Consider the following 17,536-nt stretch of genomic DNA (forward strand, 5'->3'; position numbering starts at 1 on the left):
AAAGGGAACTGTGACAAACACAGCTCCCCTTTCTATACAACAGCTTCTATCTGACAGAAAGCTGACTAAGATTAACGGCACTCGGTAACTTTAACCGCTCTGACTTTCAACTCTTCCGCTTTACAACCTAAATCTGACGTAAGCTTATCGGTGTCACCGAAACAGCCCATATCAAAACTGGTAAAGTAATCCAGAACACCGGTCGTTGAACGTGCACTTACCGGGCAACTTACCCGATAATGAACATCCACGCATCCCACCGCTTTAGGTTCCACTTTCGGTAACTGGCCACCAATGTGAATTTCACCATAGCAGTTCATCGCCCCCAAGCGTGTACCGGAAAGCAGCTTATCAAGATAAGCCTTCTTGGCTTGCTGTTTAGCCAGTTTTTCAGCCTGCAACTGACGTTCCTTTTCCTGTTGCTGGCGTTCTTTCTCACGCTGACGGGCCAATTGTTCCGCCTCACGCTTGCGAGCCAGCTCCAGCTCTCTTCTGCGTTCTTGTTCAGCCTTTCTTTTCTGCTCAGCTAAAGCACGTTGCTGATCTTCATAACGCTGTTGCTTGCGTTGCCACTCAGCCTCTCTTTCTCTGGCCCGACGCTGCTCTTCAAGATATTCACGTCGCTGTTGCTCCTGCATCGCATTGGCCTGACGTATCGCCGAATTAATTTCGAGATTCCGCTGTGCATTCCTTTCAGCAAGATCTGATAGTCCCTGCGACAAACCTTGCATGAATGTATTCATCGCTAAGTTATCATCAGACTCCATTTCTCGTTCCATCTCAAGGCGACGTAACCGTGCGACCTCTCGCTGTCTTTCACACTCTCGACGTTCAGCTTCGCGTTTACGCTGTTTAGCCAGTGCAATTTCTTTGGCTTCCAGTTTACGTTCGGACTCAAGATCATTCCTGACTCGCGCTAACTGTGCTTTGTCTGATTCACTGTTCGCATACTCCGACGCTTCAGAAAGCCTCTCTTGCGCACATGAATAAAGACGACTTGAAATACAACTGCTTGCCTGCCGTAAAGCTTCACGAAAATCCATGCGATCCAGTTCATCCAATTGGTCAAGCATGTCCAGCATGGCTTTCATTTCCTGCTCACTAGGCTGATTCGAGTCAGCGGCCTTGGAGTATGCATAATTTGTAACCGACAAGAGGCTGAATGCAACAATAACCGGCTTGATAAATGATTTCATTTTATCTCTTTGCATTATCGCCTCGCTTTCGGCTTAAGCTGATTTAACTCGAGAATGTTGTTCATAGTGGCATTCATCTGCTGTGTGGCAGCTACAACACGCAACCACTGTGATTTTTCCTGCTCACCGATATTGATTACAGAAAGAATGCCAACCAATTGCTTACGAGCTTCATAACTCTTACATCGAGGTGTTGATGGCAACTCTGGAATGTCTGCATGCTCAGGAATACCCGGCAAACGGACTACCGGCTGGGTAAGTTGTTTCACCGGTCGTAACAGACAGGCATCAAACAGTTTGTTTTGCTCAGGGTTTAACTGACCGTGGATTTGATCGATCCTGGCCTGATCATCCAGATGCTTAAAATACCGTGTTCCTTCTGCCATCATCCGGCGCTCAGCACGAACAAAAGCCAACTCTTCCAGCAGAATCTGGCCATTAAGCAGGAACTTATCATTCTTGAGCCGGGAATAGTAACGGTAATCCCGCTTGATATTTTTCATCCTTTGCTCTGGAGAAATGCTAAGGTAGCTTTCCATATCCGAAAAAGCCGGATAACTCATCGCTTCGTTAACTAAATCGACGGCATCACTGTAAAACGACTCTGTGCTTGAGAAGTAATACCCCTGCTGTTCGGCCGTCTCTAATGAGTTGAGCTTGTCCCCCTGAGCCAGCGGTGACGTTCTGGCTGCAGCAAATAGCTTATCAGGACGGATGAAATCTTCGTTCAGCGCTTCATCGGTATTGATTTGCGGCATCAATGAGCGCAGATTTTGCTGTAACAAGGATGCGCAATTCTTACTGAAAAAGCGGTATTCCCCTGAATATCGCCAGTGGATATCAGCCAGTTCCCTGACCATTTGTTCGCTTTGATGTTTATCCAGGTTCAGCGGCAATGAATAGACTTCCCGAAATTCGCTGATAGCGTAATCACGGTAAGCATCAATAAACGGAAACGCAAAAAGGTAGGCATTATATTGCCCGGACAGTGCTTTCACAGTATCCAGTTCAAACTCATCAATGTGTGCCATATAGCCGAGAACAAGGTGCTCGAAAACGTTAGTATCACAACTTTCTTTTTCTGGAAGTCCTTTTTCAGACTCGTCTTCAGGACAAATCACCAGGCGCAGTGCAACATGCCCGAAACTAGAACTTAAGTTCTTCCCCTCTCCGGCAAAAAGCAGATGAATTTCACTGACCTGCTCCGGTGCTACCCAAGCAATCTTTCCGCCTTTATAGCGGTCAACGACAAAAAACGGAACTTTGTCCTGACATTTAAGAGCTGTCACCTGAACTTGATAACGCTGCTGAAAATAACGGGCGAAAACTGGCTGACGACAGGCAAAATCTGGCTGCAACAGATAGTCTGATAATACTTCAGCAAATGATGAAGCTCCTTGTTCACTACCGCTGACAACCTCATCTAGCTGGTAAAAAGATTCATCAGCAACCAACACAGGATTATCAGCAGACTGAATAAGCTCAACCAATAATTTCTTGCCAGACAAAGACTGTCTTTCCGGTGAAATGGTCTGAGATATACGGGTCTGAGCCTCCTGCTCAATAGCACGGTGAACATCAGCTGGGACAGCTGATAACTGTGCCTCTAGTAATTGCCAGTCGTTTGCTGAGATTGGTTTCGATACTTGCTGAACAGATTGTTGAGCACACCCTGCCAGTAGCAGGGTGATAATTATAATTAATCGTTTCATCGTGATGTCCGACTCACCGTGATGCTAATAGCGGGTCATCAGACTGTTCATTGCGGATCTGTTGCTGCTGATATGCTTTGGCCATCATTGAGTCAGGCTTGGCCCACGCTGAAGCATGCGCGGCTAATTGCTCCGAAAGATATACCTGGCGAGTCATGTTAATTGGCGTTGAAATAACATCAAGCAAGGTACTCGAAGCTGAAACCAAAGGCCCTCCAAGAGTGATAGCGAAAGGATTTTCCTCCTCTGAGATAATTTCCATCCCACCCTCCAGGAAGCGGGTGTATGAAATGCCATCAATCTCTTTACGAATTTCTTTACGCTTGGCTTGAGCTACTTTCTGTTGTTTTACTTCATTGATTTTCTCTAGCCAATACTGAGCCTGCTCAGTACTTTGCTCGAAACCTTTACCAGTCTTATATCGCTGGCTTACAGATTCCATGGCTTTTACATTGCCTGCTTTAGCCGAAGTTAATTCAGCCTGTGCATTTGCAGACTCAATATTCTTGCGCCAAAGCTGAGCCTGCTCGTCACTTTGTACGACTCCCTTACCTTCTTCATAACGCTTAATCAGTTTCGTCATAGCTGTTATGTTTCCGGCTTTAGCTGCTGCCAGATCCATTTCGGCCAGCACTGATTCGCGCTTCTGTTGCCAATAGCGGGCTTTATTCAAATTCTTTGCGATACCTTCGCCGACGGTATAACGCTGCACCATTTGAGCCATTGCGTCCAGATCACCGCTACGAGCTGCTATCAAATCAGCTTGTGCGGCTTGACGTAATTGTTTTTCAGCCGCTTGTTGTCGTGCTTTTTTAGCACTCGCAGTCAACTCAACCGCTCCCAATACAACATCAATACGCTGAGGGACACCTTGAACAACATTTAGCTGTTTAACAAAAATCTGTTCATGTTCATCATCGACCTTTTTTTGCGCACGCAATGTCGACTTTCCGGCCTTGACCGGGATGTCCAGTTTTGGGCATGTACCCTTATATTCGTTGTTAATAAAAATACGGGTTTCAGTGTCATTCTTATCGCATTTAACACGAACAATTGAATAACCGGCATTGGCTGTGCCGCTTACAATCAGCAAGCCTGACAACAAAAAAAGGCTGCGGGATAGTTTTTTAGAGTATGGTGGTTTCAGCATTATAATTATGGCTCCAGGCGTTGTTTTATCCATCGACGCCGGAATCATACGTACATTCCCACAGGCAATAATTGACTGGCATCATTATCGCCTCGCTGAATAGAGACGCAAAACACTACACAGCAATTGAATGCCATTCCTTTATGTCATCAAAGTATGTATATACAGACAAGAATATTAAACAGGGGTGATTGCAACAGAGTGAATTGACGAGATATAGCAAGCTGTCTGTTCTGCAGATTCAAGGAAGGGAAAAGCAAATAAAAGAAAACCCAAGTGAGTCTACACACCTCACTTGGGTTCTGTTGTTATCGCACTTAAAACTGCTATTTTTCGATTTCGATACTTTCTACGCGAGCTTTAAGTTTTTGGCCTGGGCGGAAAGTAACAACACGGCGGGCAGAAATTGGAATATCTTCGCCCGTTTTAGGATTTCTTCCTGGTCGCTCATTCTTGTCGCGCAGATCAAAGTTACCAAAACCTGATAGCTTCACCTGCTCGCCATTTTCCAGAGCTTTCCTGATTTCTTCAAAGAAGACTTCCACCGTATCCTTGGCGTCCCGTTTGCTCAATCCAACATTCTCAAACAGGTTCTCAGCCAAATCGGCTTTTGTGAGCGCCATAGATAATTCCCTCAAGACTATGTTGAATGGATAGCAGACATAAACTTAGTTATATCCACTGCGAATTAGTCACTGGAAATAAAGGTTTTACTGGCGACTCACTATGCACCCTACGACGCCAGTTAAGTGCTTTATTCCAACTAGAGACAAGTTTAAGCCAACTAGCTGATTTCCGCCAACTTTTTTCGTTAATCTTGGTACTAAATTATTGTTTTTTAATAGCAAGAAAAGGCAAAAATCATGCACCTGGTTGTGCTTCTGATTCAAATGATGCAAAAATAACCACTACAAAATCATTTGTATACCGCATAAGTAACTATATTCTAAGCCAGATTCAGTAAATACCCCTAAGTATCAGATTGTTATAATGTTTTAGATACAGATCAAAAAAAAGCAGCCCATAAGGGCTGCTTTCATAAAACAATGACTTAAAAAGCAATAAAGTTTTATCGATTTAAGCCGTCATTGTCCACTATTAGTCACGTAATGAAGCACCGAAACGCTCAGCAAGTACTGCAACAATGCTATCAACTGCACCAGAGATATCTGCTTCTTCAAGCGTACGCTCAGCAGATTGTAGTGTCAGGGCAATTGCAAGGCTCTTCTGACCTTCTTCGATACCTTTACCACGGTATACGTCGAACAGATTTACGTCTGTCAGCAACTCACCGCCGTTTGCGCGGCAAACTTCAACAACGTCACCAGCAGAAACTTCTTCGTTCACTACTACTGCGATATCACGACGGTTTGCAGGGAACTTAGACAACGCTACTGCTTCAGGAATCACACGGGTATCAATTGCAGACCACTCGATTTCGAATACGATAGTGCGGCCGTTAAGACCAAACTTACGCTCAAGCTCAGGGTGAACAGTACCGATAACACCAACCTCTTTACCGTCAACAACGATTGCTGCAGACTGGCCAGGGTGAAGTGCCGGGTGCTTAACGGCTTTGAAACCGTATGCTTTCTCGTTAGCAGTCAGCTCAAGAATCGCTTCCAGATCACCTTTCAGGTCGAAGAAATCAACAGTGTTAGTGTCAATATCCCAATGCTCTTCGCTGCGAGTACCGGCAATAACACCAGCCAGCATTGGCTCCTGGCGCATACCATTTTCAGCAGTTTCACATGGAATGAAACGCAGGCCGTATTCGAACAGGCGAACTCGTGGCTGTTGACGCTTCTGGTTGTGAACAACTGTGTTCAGCAGACCCTGGATCAGACCCAGACGCATTGCAGACATATCCGCAGAGATCGGGTTTGGCAGAACCAGTGGCTCAACGTCAGGCACGATTAGTTTCTGCTGATCTGGCTCAACGAAGCTATAAGTGATCGCTTCGTGGAAACCACGGTCTACAAGCAGGTCACGAACACGTTTAAGAGGCTGGTTTGCTTCTTTGTGATCGTTCATTTTCAATGCCGCAGCAGGCGACTGATTTGGAATATTGTTGTAACCATAGATACGACCAACTTCTTCAATCAGATCCTGTTCGATAGCGATATCGAAACGCCATGTCGGAGCTGTAGCAGCCCAGCCTTCAGCTGTTGCTTCAACAGACATACCAAGGCGTTCAAGAATCTCAACAACGTCAGCATCTTCAATGTGGTGACCCAGCAAGTTATCCAGCTTAATACGACGCAGAGTTACTTTGTTCGGCTTAGGCAGATCAGCTTCAGACTCAACAGTTACAACAGGTGCAACTTCACCACCGCAGATCTCAACGATAAGCTGAGTAGCACGCTCCATTGCACTAGCCTGAAGAGCATAGTCCACACCACGCTCAAAACGCATTGAGGAGTCAGTGTGCAGACCGTAGCTACGTGCACGACCACGGATTGCGTCAGGTGCGAAGAAAGCGCATTCCAGCATGATGTCAGTTGTACCAGACATAACACCTGACAGTTCACCACCGAAGATACCAGCCATTGCCAGTGCCTTATTGTGGTCAGCAACAACCAGAGTATCTGTATTCAGCACAACTTCTGAACCGTCAAGAAGAGTCAGCTTCTCGTCCTGCTCAGCCATGCGAACAACGATACCGCCTTCAATCTTAGCTAGATCGAATGCGTGCATTGGCTGGCCCTGCTCAAGCAGTACGTAGTTAGTGATATCAACAACAGGATCGATTGAACGGATACCACAACGACGCAGTTTTTCCTGCATCCATAGTGGAGTTTCAGCTTTCACGTTTACATTCTTGATCACACGACCAAGGTAACGTGGACATGCCGCTGATTCTTTAACTTCGATAGAAACTGTATCGTCGATAGACGGTGCAACAGCGTCTACTGCTGGCTCAGTTACGTCAGTACGGTTCAGTACACCAACTTCACGAGCCATACCACGGATGCTAAAGCAGTCAGCACGGTTTGCTGTCAGGTCAACGTCTACAGTTACGTCATCAAGACCCAGGAATTCGCGGAAATCAGTACCAAGTACCGCATCTTCAGCCAGTTCCATGATGCCGTCAGACTCAACATCAATACCCAGCTCGGTGAATGAGCAAAGCATACCGTGAGAAGGCTGGCCACGCAGTTTCGCTTTTTTAATCTTGAAGTCACCAGGAAGTACTGCACCAACAGTCGCTACAGCAACTTTCAGGCCCAGACGACAGTTAGGCGCACCACAAACGATGTCCAGCAGTTCTTCTTCACCAACATCAACTTTAGTAACGCGTAGTTTGTCGGCATCCGGGTGCTGAGCACACTCAACAACCTGACCTACTTTAACGCCAGTGAAAGAGCCGGCTACAGGCAGTACGTCGTCTACCTCAAGGCCAGCCATTGTAATTTGGTGAGTAAGTTCATCAGTAGTAACAGAAGGACTTACCCACTCACGAAGCCATGATTCGCTGAATTTCATAGTGTTTAAACCTCTGGATTACTTGAACTGTTTTAGGAAACGAAGATCGTTCTCGAAGAATGCACGCAGATCGTTTACGCCGTAACGCAGCATAGTCAGACGCTCTACACCCATACCGAAAGCAAAACCAGAGTATTTCTCAGGGTCGATACCTACGCTACGTAGTACGTTCGGGTGAACCATACCGCAGCCCAGAACCTCAAGCCACTTACCATTCTTACCTTTAACGTCTACTTCCGCAGAAGGCTCAGTGAATGGGAAGTAAGAAGGACGGAAACGTACTTCCACTTCTTCTTCAAAGAAGTTACACAGGAAGTCGTGCAGAATACCTTTCAGCTGAGCAAAGTTTACGTTCTCATCCACCAGCATACCTTCCACCTGGTGGAACATTGGGGTATGAGTCTGATCGTAGTCGTTACGGTATACACGGCCCGGAGCGATGAAACGGAATGGTGGCTTACCATTTTCCATCGTACGGATCTGAACGCCAGACGTATGAGTACGAAGCATTAGATCTGGGTTAAAGAAGAAAGTATCGTGATCCGTACGCGCAGGGTGATCTGCTGCAATGTTCAGCGCATCAAAGTTGTGGAAAGCATCTTCAATTTCTGGACCAGACTCAGTGTTGAAGCCCAGCTCACCAAAGAATTTCTCAATTCGCTCAACAGTGCGTGTTACAGGGTGAAGACCGCCGTTTTCAATACGACGACCTGGCAAAGTAACATCAATCGTTTCTGCAGCCAGTTTCGCTTCCAGCTCAGCACGCTGCAGCGCATCTTTGCGAGCTGCGATAGCTTGTTGAACCGCACCTTTGGCTTTGTTGATCTCCTGACCAGCAGAGCGACGCTCTTCTGGTGGAAGCTTGCCCAAGCCTTGTAGTTGAAGGGTTAGCTCACCCTTCTTGCCCAAATATTGGACGCGGACTTCGTCCAGAGCGACTAATGAATCAGCCTGCTCAATAGCTGCCGTTGCGTTGGCAATAATCTCGTCTAGATGTTGCATCGTTTCCTCATCCACCTTCAGGTGGCGTCCTTAAGGGAGATATAAATTCGCGTAACGATACATACTAAAGAAACATGCGTCTAAATCCAAATCGAATCGCATCAAAAAGGTTGTTTTGAGCGAAAAAAAGTCGCCTTTCTACGCTTTAGTGACTTTTCAGTTAAGTAGCTGTTCAATCAATGAGAATTTCTTGACCTTGAGAGAAATAAATAATGGTCATACCGGAAAAGACCAAGGCAAAAAAGCCTTTCTTTGAAATCATTATGACAAACTAACCAAGTTTATTTTTTGCCAACTAATAGTTCCTACATAAACATCAAACAGTTGGGGTTGCGAAATTGGACAGACTCATCTAAATTAATTGCACGGTGTTTTATATTTACTCTTAAACAAGGAGATAGACGATGAGAGAACAAGATAAATATTGGCTGGTTTATGCAAAAGCAACTTTTATCATTGCTGTCATTGCCATGGTGATTAGCATCATTAAGTTACCCGGTGATCTTCTGGTTAAAGGCTACTACAGTATCTGCAGCCTGTTCCTTGTCAGCGCAACCATCACTTTAAGTAAAGCTGTTCGTGATGAAGCAGAATCTAAACGCCTGTTAAACAAGCTAGAAGAAGCTAAAGCGGCACAAATTCTGACAGACCTTGATGAGTAAGACATGTCTCTAGCGTCTCAAATTAACCTTCTAGTACAACAACTTGCCTCTCTCCGGCAAGTTGTTATATCACTTGAAAGCAACATCCAAGATGCTTACGAGCAACTTGAGTACAATCAACAGTTATTAAAGCAGAATGAAGAGCGTATTCAGTTGATCATGGATCAACCTGAGAGTCAGCGTAATAGTAAAACTTGTTTTAAAGCCAAAGTTCGAGAAAACCTCAGAATAAAACAAAAGCAACTTCAGTTAACAGAAAACATTAACAGAAAGCAAAAAGGTCTAAAACAGCTAAATAATGAAATAGCAAAGACGAAACAAGTACTGCTTCGCTGGCGAAAACAACACCAATCGGAGTTACCCCAAATCCCGGCTCTCTCTACCAAGCTGGAACTCAAACAAAAATCAGCGCAACTGGAACTGTTACTTAAAGGCTATGGAGTGAATATTTAAGAAAGGCAATAAAGGCTGATGGACGAAAAGCTATCGTCATCAATGAGCCCGTGATTACAGACAACCTACCAAACGAAAAAAGGAGAGCCGAAGCTCTCCTTTCCCATCAAAACTGACTGAAATTACAGTGCAGCTTTTGCTTTTTCAACTAGTACTGTGAAAGTAGCTTTGTCGAATACAGCGATGTCAGCAAGGATCTTACGATCGATCTCGATAGATGCTTTCTTAAGACCGTTGATGAAGCGGCTGTAAGACATACCGTTCTGACGAGCAGCAGCGTTGATACGTGCAATCCATAGTTGACGGAAAGTACGTTTCTTGTTGCGACGGTCACGGTAAGCGTACTGACCAGCTTTAGTTACTGCTTGGAAAGCTACGCGGTAAACACGTGAACGTGCACCGTAGTAACCTTTAGCTTGTTTAAGAACTTTCTTGTGACGTGCACGTGCTTGTACACCACGTTTTACGCGAGGCATAGGAGACTCCTAACTAAATTAAAATATAAAACTAAAAACGATTAAGCGAACGGAAGCATACGTGCAACAGCTGCTACTTCACATGCAGGAAGGATAGCGTTTGGACGTAGCTGACGTTTGTTCTTAGTAGTACGTTTAGTCAGGATGTGACGCTTAGTTGCGTGCTTAAACTTAAAGCCACCAGCAGTTTTCTTGAAACGCTTAGCAGCACCTTTGTTGGATTTCATCTTAGGCATGATGAGACTCCGCATTGTTGATAGTTAATAACATAGTAATCAGGCGAACAAAAAGCGCTGCAATTAAGCAGCGCTTTATGCTACTTGAATGCCGTAATTACTTCTTCTTAGGGGCAAGCATCATCGTCATTTGACGACCTTCAACCTTACTAGGGAAGCTCTCAACAACCGCTAGGTCGCCCAGGTCATCCTTAATTCGGTTTAGAAGATCGATACCAAGACTCTGGTGGGCCATTTCACGACCGCGGAAACGCAGCGTTACTTTACCCTTGTTGCCCTCTTCTAAAAAGCGAGTCAGGTTGCGCAGTTTTACCTGATAATCGCCTTCGTCTGTACCAGGACGGAATTTAACTTCCTTAACCTGGATTTGTTTCTGCTTTTTCTTTTGCTCTTTAGCAGCCTTGCTCTTTTCGAACAGGTACTTGCCATAGTCCATCACACGACAAACTGGTGGCTCGGCATTAGGGCTGATTTCAACTAGATCTACACCAGCTTCATGAGCAGCACTCATTGCTTCTTCAATAGAAACAACACCAATTGACTCACCATCAATACCAGTAAGACGCACTTCGCGTACACCACGGATTTCGCCATTCAGACGATGTGGGTTTTGCTTAACTGGTGCTTGGGTTCTTCTTCCGCCTTTAATACCTTATTCCTCCACAATATTGAGCTTACGACTGCTAACTTCTTGCTGCAGGTAAGCAACAAGATCATCAATCTTAAATTTACCCAAATCTTTACCCTTGCGAGTACGAACTGCAATCTCGCCTGCTTCGACCTCTTTGTCGCCACAAACAAGCATGTAAGGCACTCGCTTCAAAGTATGTTCGCGAATTTTAAAGCCAATCTTCTCATTTCTCAAGTCCGCATTGACCCTAATTCCACTTTTTTGCAGTTTTTCGACTACTTGTTGAACATATTCTGACTGGCTGTCAGTAATATTCATCACAACTGCTTGTTGTGGCGCCAACCAAGTAGGGAAGAAACCAGCATATTCTTCGATAAGGATACCGATAAAGCGTTCCAGAGAACCAAGAATTGCACGGTGGATCATAACAGGCGTATGACGCTCGTTATCTTCGCCAACATAAGTTGCACCCAGACGCTCAGGAAGTGCGAAGTCTAACTGAACTGTACCGCACTGCCAAGCACGATCCAGACAGTCATGCAAAGTAAATTCGATCTTAGGACCGTAAAATGCACCTTCACCCTCTTGAATTTCGTATGGGATCTCCATAGATTCTAGTGCAAGTTTCAGGTCTGACTCAGCTTTATCCCACATTTCATCAGAACCTACACGTTTCTCTGGGCGTGTAGACAGCTTAACAACGATGTTGTTGAAGCCGAAGGTCTGGTATGTGTCGTAAACCATCTTGATACAAGATGTTACTTCCTGCTGAACCTGGCTTTCAGTACAGAAGATGTGTGCATCATCCTGTGTGAAACCACGAACACGCATCAAGCCGTGCAGTGCGCCTGATGGCTCGTTACGGTGACAGCAACCAAACTCAGCCATACGCAGAGGCAGATCACGGTAAGACTTCAGACCCTGATTGAAGATCTGAACGTGACCAGGACAGTTCATTGGCTTAACTGCGTATTCACGGTTCTCAGAAGAAGTCGTGAACATGTTTTCTGCGTACTTGTCCCAGTGACCAGAACGTTCCCACAGAACGCGGTCCATCATCAGAGGACCTTTAACTTCCTGATAGCCGTACTCGTTCAGTTTATCACGTACGAATACTTCAAGCTCGCGGAATACAGTCCAGCCATTATGGTGCCAGAATACCATACCCGGTGCTTCTTGCTGCATGTGGTACAGGTCAAGCTGCTTACCAAGTTTACGGTGGTCACGCTTAGCCGCTTCTTCAAGACGGGTAAGGTGAGCTTTAAGTGCTTTCTTATCAGCAAAAGCAGTACCGTAGATACGCTGAAGCATCTTGTTATCGCTGTTACCACGCCAGTACGCACCAGCAACATTCAGCAGTTTAAAGTGCTGACAGAAGCTCATGTTCGGTACGTGCGGACCACGACACATATCGATGTATTCTTCGTGGTGGTACAGACCCGGACGATCATCACGATCTACGTTCTCATCCAGGATTTCCATCTTGTAGGTTTCGCCACGTGATTCAAATGCATCACGTGCTTCCTGCCAGCTTACTTTCTTCTTGATAACTTGGTATTTGGTCTTAGCCAGTTCTACCATGCGTTTTTCAATCACTTCCAGGTCTTCCTGGGTTAGAGATTGCTCAAGATCGATGTCGTAGTAGAAACCGTTGTCAATCGTTGGACCGATTGCCATTTTAACATCAGGGTAAAGCTGTTTGATGGCATGACCCAGAAGGTGAGCACAAGAGTGACGGATGATTTCCAGACCGTCTTCATCTTTTGCTGTGATAATTTCCAGGCTAGCGTCGCTCTCAATCAGATCGCAAGCATCTACGCGAACACCGTCAACACGACCAGCGATACAAGCTTTCGCAAGACCAGGACCGATAGACAGAGCCACATCCATAGTTGATACAGGGTTTTCGAACTGACGCTGACTGCCGTCAGGAAGTGTAATTACAGGCATGTATATATCCTTTCACAGTGGTGCCACACACCAAGTAGCACATGTTGAATTAAGTTAAGCTTAGAGAAGCTTATATGAATGAAGCGCTTCTGAATCGTCACCACAATACTGAGCAGCACACTGAAACAGAAACGAAGGCGCAACTATAACAAACGGCTACGCCTGATTGCAAAGACACGAGTAAATTAATTTCTCACCTTTGCAAATTTATTACAAAACACTCTCTATATAAAAAGCTGGCGGCTTTCGTATAAAAGCCACCAGCTTAATTGAAGGTCTATTATTCGAAATTAAGAGACCCGGAAGTGACCCATTGTTGTTTGAAGGTTTGCGGCAAGCTGACTCAGCTCTACACACGCTGTAGCCGTATGCTCAGCCCCCTGAGCAACTTCATTTGACGAAAGGCTGATATTTTCGATATTTCTTCCCAATTCTTCCGCAACAGAGTCCTGTTCACTACAAGCACTGGCAATATGCATACTCATTTCTGCAATCTTGCCAACGTTATCCTCTATTGAACTGATTTTCATACCGGTTTGCTGTCCCTGCTCGACACAGTGCGTGATCATATTGCAGCTCTGGCTGGTTGCCTCTTTAGCATCATGAGCACTCTTCTGCAGCTTATTAATAATGTTGACGATCTCTCCAGTCGAATCCTGAGTACGACCGGCAAGTGTCCGCACTTCATCAGCCACGACAGCGAATCCACGACCCTGTTCACCGGCACGAGCGGCTTCAATTGCCGCATTAAGTGCCAGCAGATTTGTTTGTTCGGCAATATCACGAATAACATCAACAACCATTGTGATGTTGGCAGACTCTTGCTCCAACTGGTGTACTAATTCACCAGCATTCTGAATTTCATCAGATACCTGCAAAATAGAATCAATGCTTTGCTGAACATCTTCACTACCCTGCTTTGCTTCTTCACTTGCTGAAGTAGCTGCTCCCGACGCATCTTCAGTATTATTAGCCACATCAGCAACAGTCGCCTTCATCTGATCCATTGCTGTCGCAACCATGGTGATTTCATCCTGCTGTAGCTTCATGCCCTGCGATGACTGCTCTGAAATAGCACTGACTTCTTCAACTGCAGTATTTAGCTGAGTTACAGCCGCAATAATTTCCTCAACTAACTGGCGAAGCTTGTCCTGCATCTGAATGCTGGAGTCTGCCAACTCGCCGAGTTCATCATTACCGATGGATTCGCGATTGATTTGGTGAGTCAGGTTACCGGAAGCAATTTCAGATGCTAACGCCATCACCTGATTAAGTGGTACGCAGATCTGTCGAGTCAGGAACAAGTTAATCATCACCATAAAGACAACAAGACCGATAATACAGCCCATTGTAATCATCTCTACACTGTTAATGCTGGTAATCATCTCTTTGCTGCTGACATCAACATATTCCACATTCATTTGTCGTAGTTTGTCGATAGCCGACTGCAGCTTTTCATACTGGTCTAGAGAGCCAACAAGAATAGGCTGAGCAACATCAATTTGGTTTTGACTTACCGCCTCGTTAAAACCGGAAAGAACATTAAGGTAATCATTCCAAGCTTTTTGAACCTTATCAAACTGTATACGATCTTCTTCTTCAGTTATGGTTTTTTCGTAACCTTTGAATGCCGTTTCAATTTTCTGGTTTATTTCTTTGGTTGTCTGAATACTTGATTGACGTTTTTCTGACGAATCATAAGTTAAAATCGCATATTGCGTCCGGCGAACTGTATTCACATCATACTGAATATCACTACTTAAAATAACACCAGGCAATGCAATTTCATCAAAAGTTGTAACCCCTCCTCTAACTACTTTTAGCTCGCTCATCAAATAAGCACCAAAGGCCATAATAACTAACGATATTACTGCAAATACTGCAGCAAACTTTTTCCCTATCGACCAGTTTTTATACATCATGAATTTATAAAACCTATTATATTTTATCTACTATGCGTCACTGCAAATAAGTAGCACTTCACTAAAAAGTGAATTAATTTAAAAAGAGACAAGCTGAAAACAAGCATCAAAATAATATCATCAGCCAGTTGAGTATCACACCAAACGAGTATCAACCAATAAAAGATATGTAAGGTTTAATTTACATTCAACCTATTAATTTATATCAAAACAAAAACGATTAAATAGAATTATATCCAACGTTATTTTTAATCGGCATATAACATACAACCACCCGTATAATAATGCAGTTCAAATGCACATTATTATCACCAAAAGCAACGCACCAACTTAACAATATGAAATAAATGCCTTTTTCACTCAGAAAGACAACTATCAATAGCTTGTATTAAACTCAGTTTCGTATCAATAGAGTGAAAAGGAAATCATATGACAAATGCAAAACTATTCATTATTGCATGTGGTTATTTCATATCATCAATTAAAAGTTTCAGTCATGTTCATATTACACTGAGATCTTGAACCCAAAGATTAAGCATCATGTTTTATAATGTTTTCTACTTTTTTAAGACAAAGACTCAGACTCAAATAAGAGTATCAATTCTCGAACAGACCAGATTAAAAAATGGTCATAGCAACTATTAATTCAACTTTAGCATTTGTAATCAATTGTAAGGCTCAACCAGACAATCCATGACAAAAGAGTGATAGTGTTATCAAACACCGTTTTGTACAGTGTTCACCACTCAAGCACGAAACAATAAAAACGGAATACAAACATGAAAAAGCTAGCGCTAATCATCACTGCATCTCTTCTTTCTACTCACGCTCTTGCAGGTGAAACTTATATTCGTAACGGTAATATCTACACCCATGAGGGAGCAGGTTTTGTTGAAGCTGGTGTAGTTACAGGTAGTGAACTGTATAAAGGCCAAGATAAAACGACTGGTGCTCTGCTTAACGGTGGCTATCATGGTGAAGACTTCAATGCAGACCTAAGCGGCATCAACTACCGTTTCTTCGGTGACAACAATGACCAAGTTAATATTAGTGCATACTTCACTGCCGGCGGCACAGGCTACGAAGCTGACGATGCAACGTCTCTAAAAGGGATGGATAAGCGTAAAATGAGCGGTGATCTTGGTTTAAACGCCGATATTCACTTAGGTTCGGGCACGATCTCTACATACCTTCAACACGATGTAACTGGTGCCTACAAAGGCTTTATCGGTGGTGCTAAGTACTTCCACGTCATGGATCTAGGGTATGGTGACTTTGTTCCTTTTGCAGGCGTTAGCTTCCTGAGCAAAGACTTCGTTAACTACTACTACGGCGTTAAAGCTTCTGAAGCAACAAAAACACGTAAAGCCTACAGCGGCAAAAATGATTTCGCATTCAATGTGGGTTACAAGTTTGTAATGCCTGTAACTAAGAACATTGATATCACTCAGACAACGGCATACACCCGTCTTGGCTCTAAAGTCTCTGATTCACCAATCGTAGACAGCGCAAACCAGTGGATGGTAGGTGCAACTGTGGCATACCACTTCTAATCTAAGCAAACTGTCCACAGCCTGAAATTTAGAGTACCCACCTATACCATCGACTTCCCCGGGTACTCTTTCCCCCGCTTCGGTTTAACTTGTACCGTGAGTGGGGTTTCCCTCATTACGCTATTATTTCCCCCTTACTGTCACTGCTCTTAATAACATCATGCAGAACCTTATTCATTTAGATGGTAGTTAACTTGAAATACCATGAAAAGATTGCTTTCATTTGTATAGGCAATTATGGAATGACGTCATGACTCAGTCTCCGCGCTATCTTCAAATCAAACAGTATCTGAATGACAAAATTCAGTCTCGCATCTGGCCTCCCGGCTTTCGGATCCCAACCGAACTTGAACTATCAGAGCAATTTTCTGTAAGCAGGATGACCGCTAATAAAGCAATTCGTGACTTAGTAAAAGAAGGGCTGCTTGAGCGAACCCCGAGATTGGGCACTTTTGTTTGCCAGAAAAAAGCCGAATCGCCGCTGATGACCATTCGCAATATCGCTACGGAAGTCAAAGACCGAGGTAATGATTACTCTTCCAAAGTGATCAGCCAGTCAACCATTGCAGCAAATGAAGATATCGCCTTACGGCTCGGAGTCCGACACGGCACAGACGTTTATTTCACCCAAATTGTTCATTACGAGAATAGCTACCCAATTCAATTGGAAGAACGCTGGGTCAATCCTGATTTTGCGCCAGATTACATTGAGCAAAACTTTACAGAACAGACACCTAATGAGTATCTGGTAAAGGCATGTCCTTTAAGCGACATTGAACATACCGTAGAAGCAATCCTCCCTGCCAGGCGCATCGCAGATCTGCTGAACATGCCTGCTAATTCCCCTTGCCTGCTACTCAACCGCCGAACCTGGAGCGATAAAAACCTGGTCAGTACTGCCCTGCTTTATCACCCCGGCAATAAATATAAACTTAGCTCTAGAAGCAGAATATAAAATTGTGGGGCACATTGCCCCACATGAAGTAACCATCGACATATAAATAATTGCTAAACTCCTATTTGTAACTCATATCACCATCTAAGTTTTTACACCTAGTCAGTCAATTACTTCCATTTTGATCACATTTGCGCTACATCTCACCTTGA

Annotated in this window: 15 protein-coding genes; 4 read left to right on the forward strand and 11 right to left on the reverse strand. The window is 44.3% G+C overall.

Features of this window, described 5'->3' with window-relative positions; translation table 11 throughout:
• Nucleotides 1-71: 71 nt before the first annotated feature.
• From C942_RS20505 to pheS, 6 genes are all read right to left on the reverse strand, one after another.
• Nucleotides 72-1,196, reverse strand: a complete 1,125-nt coding sequence (locus C942_RS20505; protein ID WP_007469853.1) for a coiled-coil domain-containing protein — start codon at nt 1,194-1,196, stop codon at nt 72-74.
• A gap of 14 nt (nt 1,197-1,210) precedes the next feature.
• A complete protein-coding gene (locus tag C942_RS20510) occupies nt 1,211-2,908 on the reverse strand; it encodes a lipoprotein N-acyltransferase Lnb domain-containing protein (RefSeq protein WP_007469855.1) in 1,698 nt (565 codons plus the stop codon).
• Between the two features lie 13 nt (nt 2,909-2,921).
• Nucleotides 2,922-4,058, reverse strand: coding sequence for a tetratricopeptide repeat protein (locus C942_RS20515; protein ID WP_007469857.1), 1,137 nt, complete (start codon nt 4,056-4,058; stop codon nt 2,922-2,924).
• 326 nt (nt 4,059-4,384) lie between these two features.
• Nucleotides 4,385-4,681 (reverse strand): integration host factor subunit alpha, encoded by a 297-nt coding sequence (ihfA, locus tag C942_RS20520; RefSeq protein WP_007469861.1) that lies wholly within the window; start codon nt 4,679-4,681, stop codon nt 4,385-4,387.
• A gap of 475 nt (nt 4,682-5,156) precedes the next feature.
• Nucleotides 5,157-7,544 (reverse strand): phenylalanine--tRNA ligase subunit beta, encoded by a 2,388-nt coding sequence (gene pheT / locus C942_RS20525; protein WP_007469863.1) that lies wholly within the window; start codon nt 7,542-7,544, stop codon nt 5,157-5,159.
• Nucleotides 7,545-7,562: 18 nt separating this feature from the next.
• On the reverse strand, nt 7,563-8,546 hold the full coding sequence (gene pheS / locus C942_RS20530; protein WP_036801340.1) for a phenylalanine--tRNA ligase subunit alpha: 984 nt from the start codon (nt 8,544-8,546) through the stop codon (nt 7,563-7,565).
• Nucleotides 8,547-8,950: 404 nt separating this feature from the next.
• Here pheS and C942_RS20535 point away from each other — a divergent pair, with 404 nt between their 5' ends.
• Both C942_RS20535 and C942_RS20540 read left to right on the forward strand, forming a co-directional pair.
• Nucleotides 8,951-9,208, forward strand: a complete 258-nt coding sequence (locus tag C942_RS20535) for a YiaA/YiaB family inner membrane protein (protein ID WP_007469865.1) — start codon at nt 8,951-8,953, stop codon at nt 9,206-9,208.
• 3 nt (nt 9,209-9,211) lie between these two features.
• On the forward strand, nt 9,212-9,661 hold the full coding sequence (locus C942_RS20540; protein WP_007469867.1) for a hypothetical protein: 450 nt from the start codon (nt 9,212-9,214) through the stop codon (nt 9,659-9,661).
• A gap of 122 nt (nt 9,662-9,783) precedes the next feature.
• Here the strand turns inward: C942_RS20540 and rplT are convergent, their stop codons facing one another.
• From rplT to C942_RS20565, 5 genes are all read right to left on the reverse strand, one after another.
• Nucleotides 9,784-10,137, reverse strand: coding sequence for a 50S ribosomal protein L20 (gene rplT, locus C942_RS20545; RefSeq protein ID WP_007469869.1), 354 nt, complete (start codon nt 10,135-10,137; stop codon nt 9,784-9,786).
• Between the two features lie 41 nt (nt 10,138-10,178).
• Nucleotides 10,179-10,373, reverse strand: coding sequence for a 50S ribosomal protein L35 (rpmI, locus tag C942_RS20550; RefSeq protein ID WP_007469870.1), 195 nt, complete (start codon nt 10,371-10,373; stop codon nt 10,179-10,181).
• A gap of 97 nt (nt 10,374-10,470) precedes the next feature.
• The gene (gene infC / locus C942_RS20555; protein WP_051035882.1) at nt 10,471-11,022 is read right to left on the reverse strand and encodes a translation initiation factor IF-3; all 552 of its coding nucleotides are present in this window, start codon (nt 11,020-11,022) and stop codon (nt 10,471-10,473) included.
• Nucleotides 11,023-11,025: 3 nt separating this feature from the next.
• Nucleotides 11,026-12,954, reverse strand: a complete 1,929-nt coding sequence (gene thrS, locus C942_RS20560) for a threonine--tRNA ligase (protein WP_007469874.1) — start codon at nt 12,952-12,954, stop codon at nt 11,026-11,028.
• 290 nt (nt 12,955-13,244) lie between these two features.
• Entirely contained in the window at nt 13,245-14,876 is a 1,632-nt protein-coding gene (locus C942_RS20565) for a methyl-accepting chemotaxis protein (RefSeq protein ID WP_007469876.1), read from the reverse strand.
• A gap of 779 nt (nt 14,877-15,655) precedes the next feature.
• Here C942_RS20565 and ompV point away from each other — a divergent pair.
• Entirely contained in the window at nt 15,656-16,429 is a 774-nt protein-coding gene (gene ompV, locus C942_RS20570; RefSeq protein ID WP_007469878.1) for an outer membrane protein OmpV, read from the forward strand.
• Nucleotides 16,430-16,679: 250 nt separating this feature from the next.
• Nucleotides 16,680-17,384, forward strand: coding sequence for a histidine utilization repressor (gene hutC, locus C942_RS20575; RefSeq protein WP_007469880.1), 705 nt, complete (start codon nt 16,680-16,682; stop codon nt 17,382-17,384).
• Nucleotides 17,385-17,536: the final 152 nt, after the last annotated feature.

It is taken from the genome of Photobacterium marinum, assembly GCF_000331515.1.
Classification (GTDB): Bacteria; Pseudomonadota; Gammaproteobacteria; order Enterobacterales; family Vibrionaceae; genus Photobacterium; species Photobacterium marinum.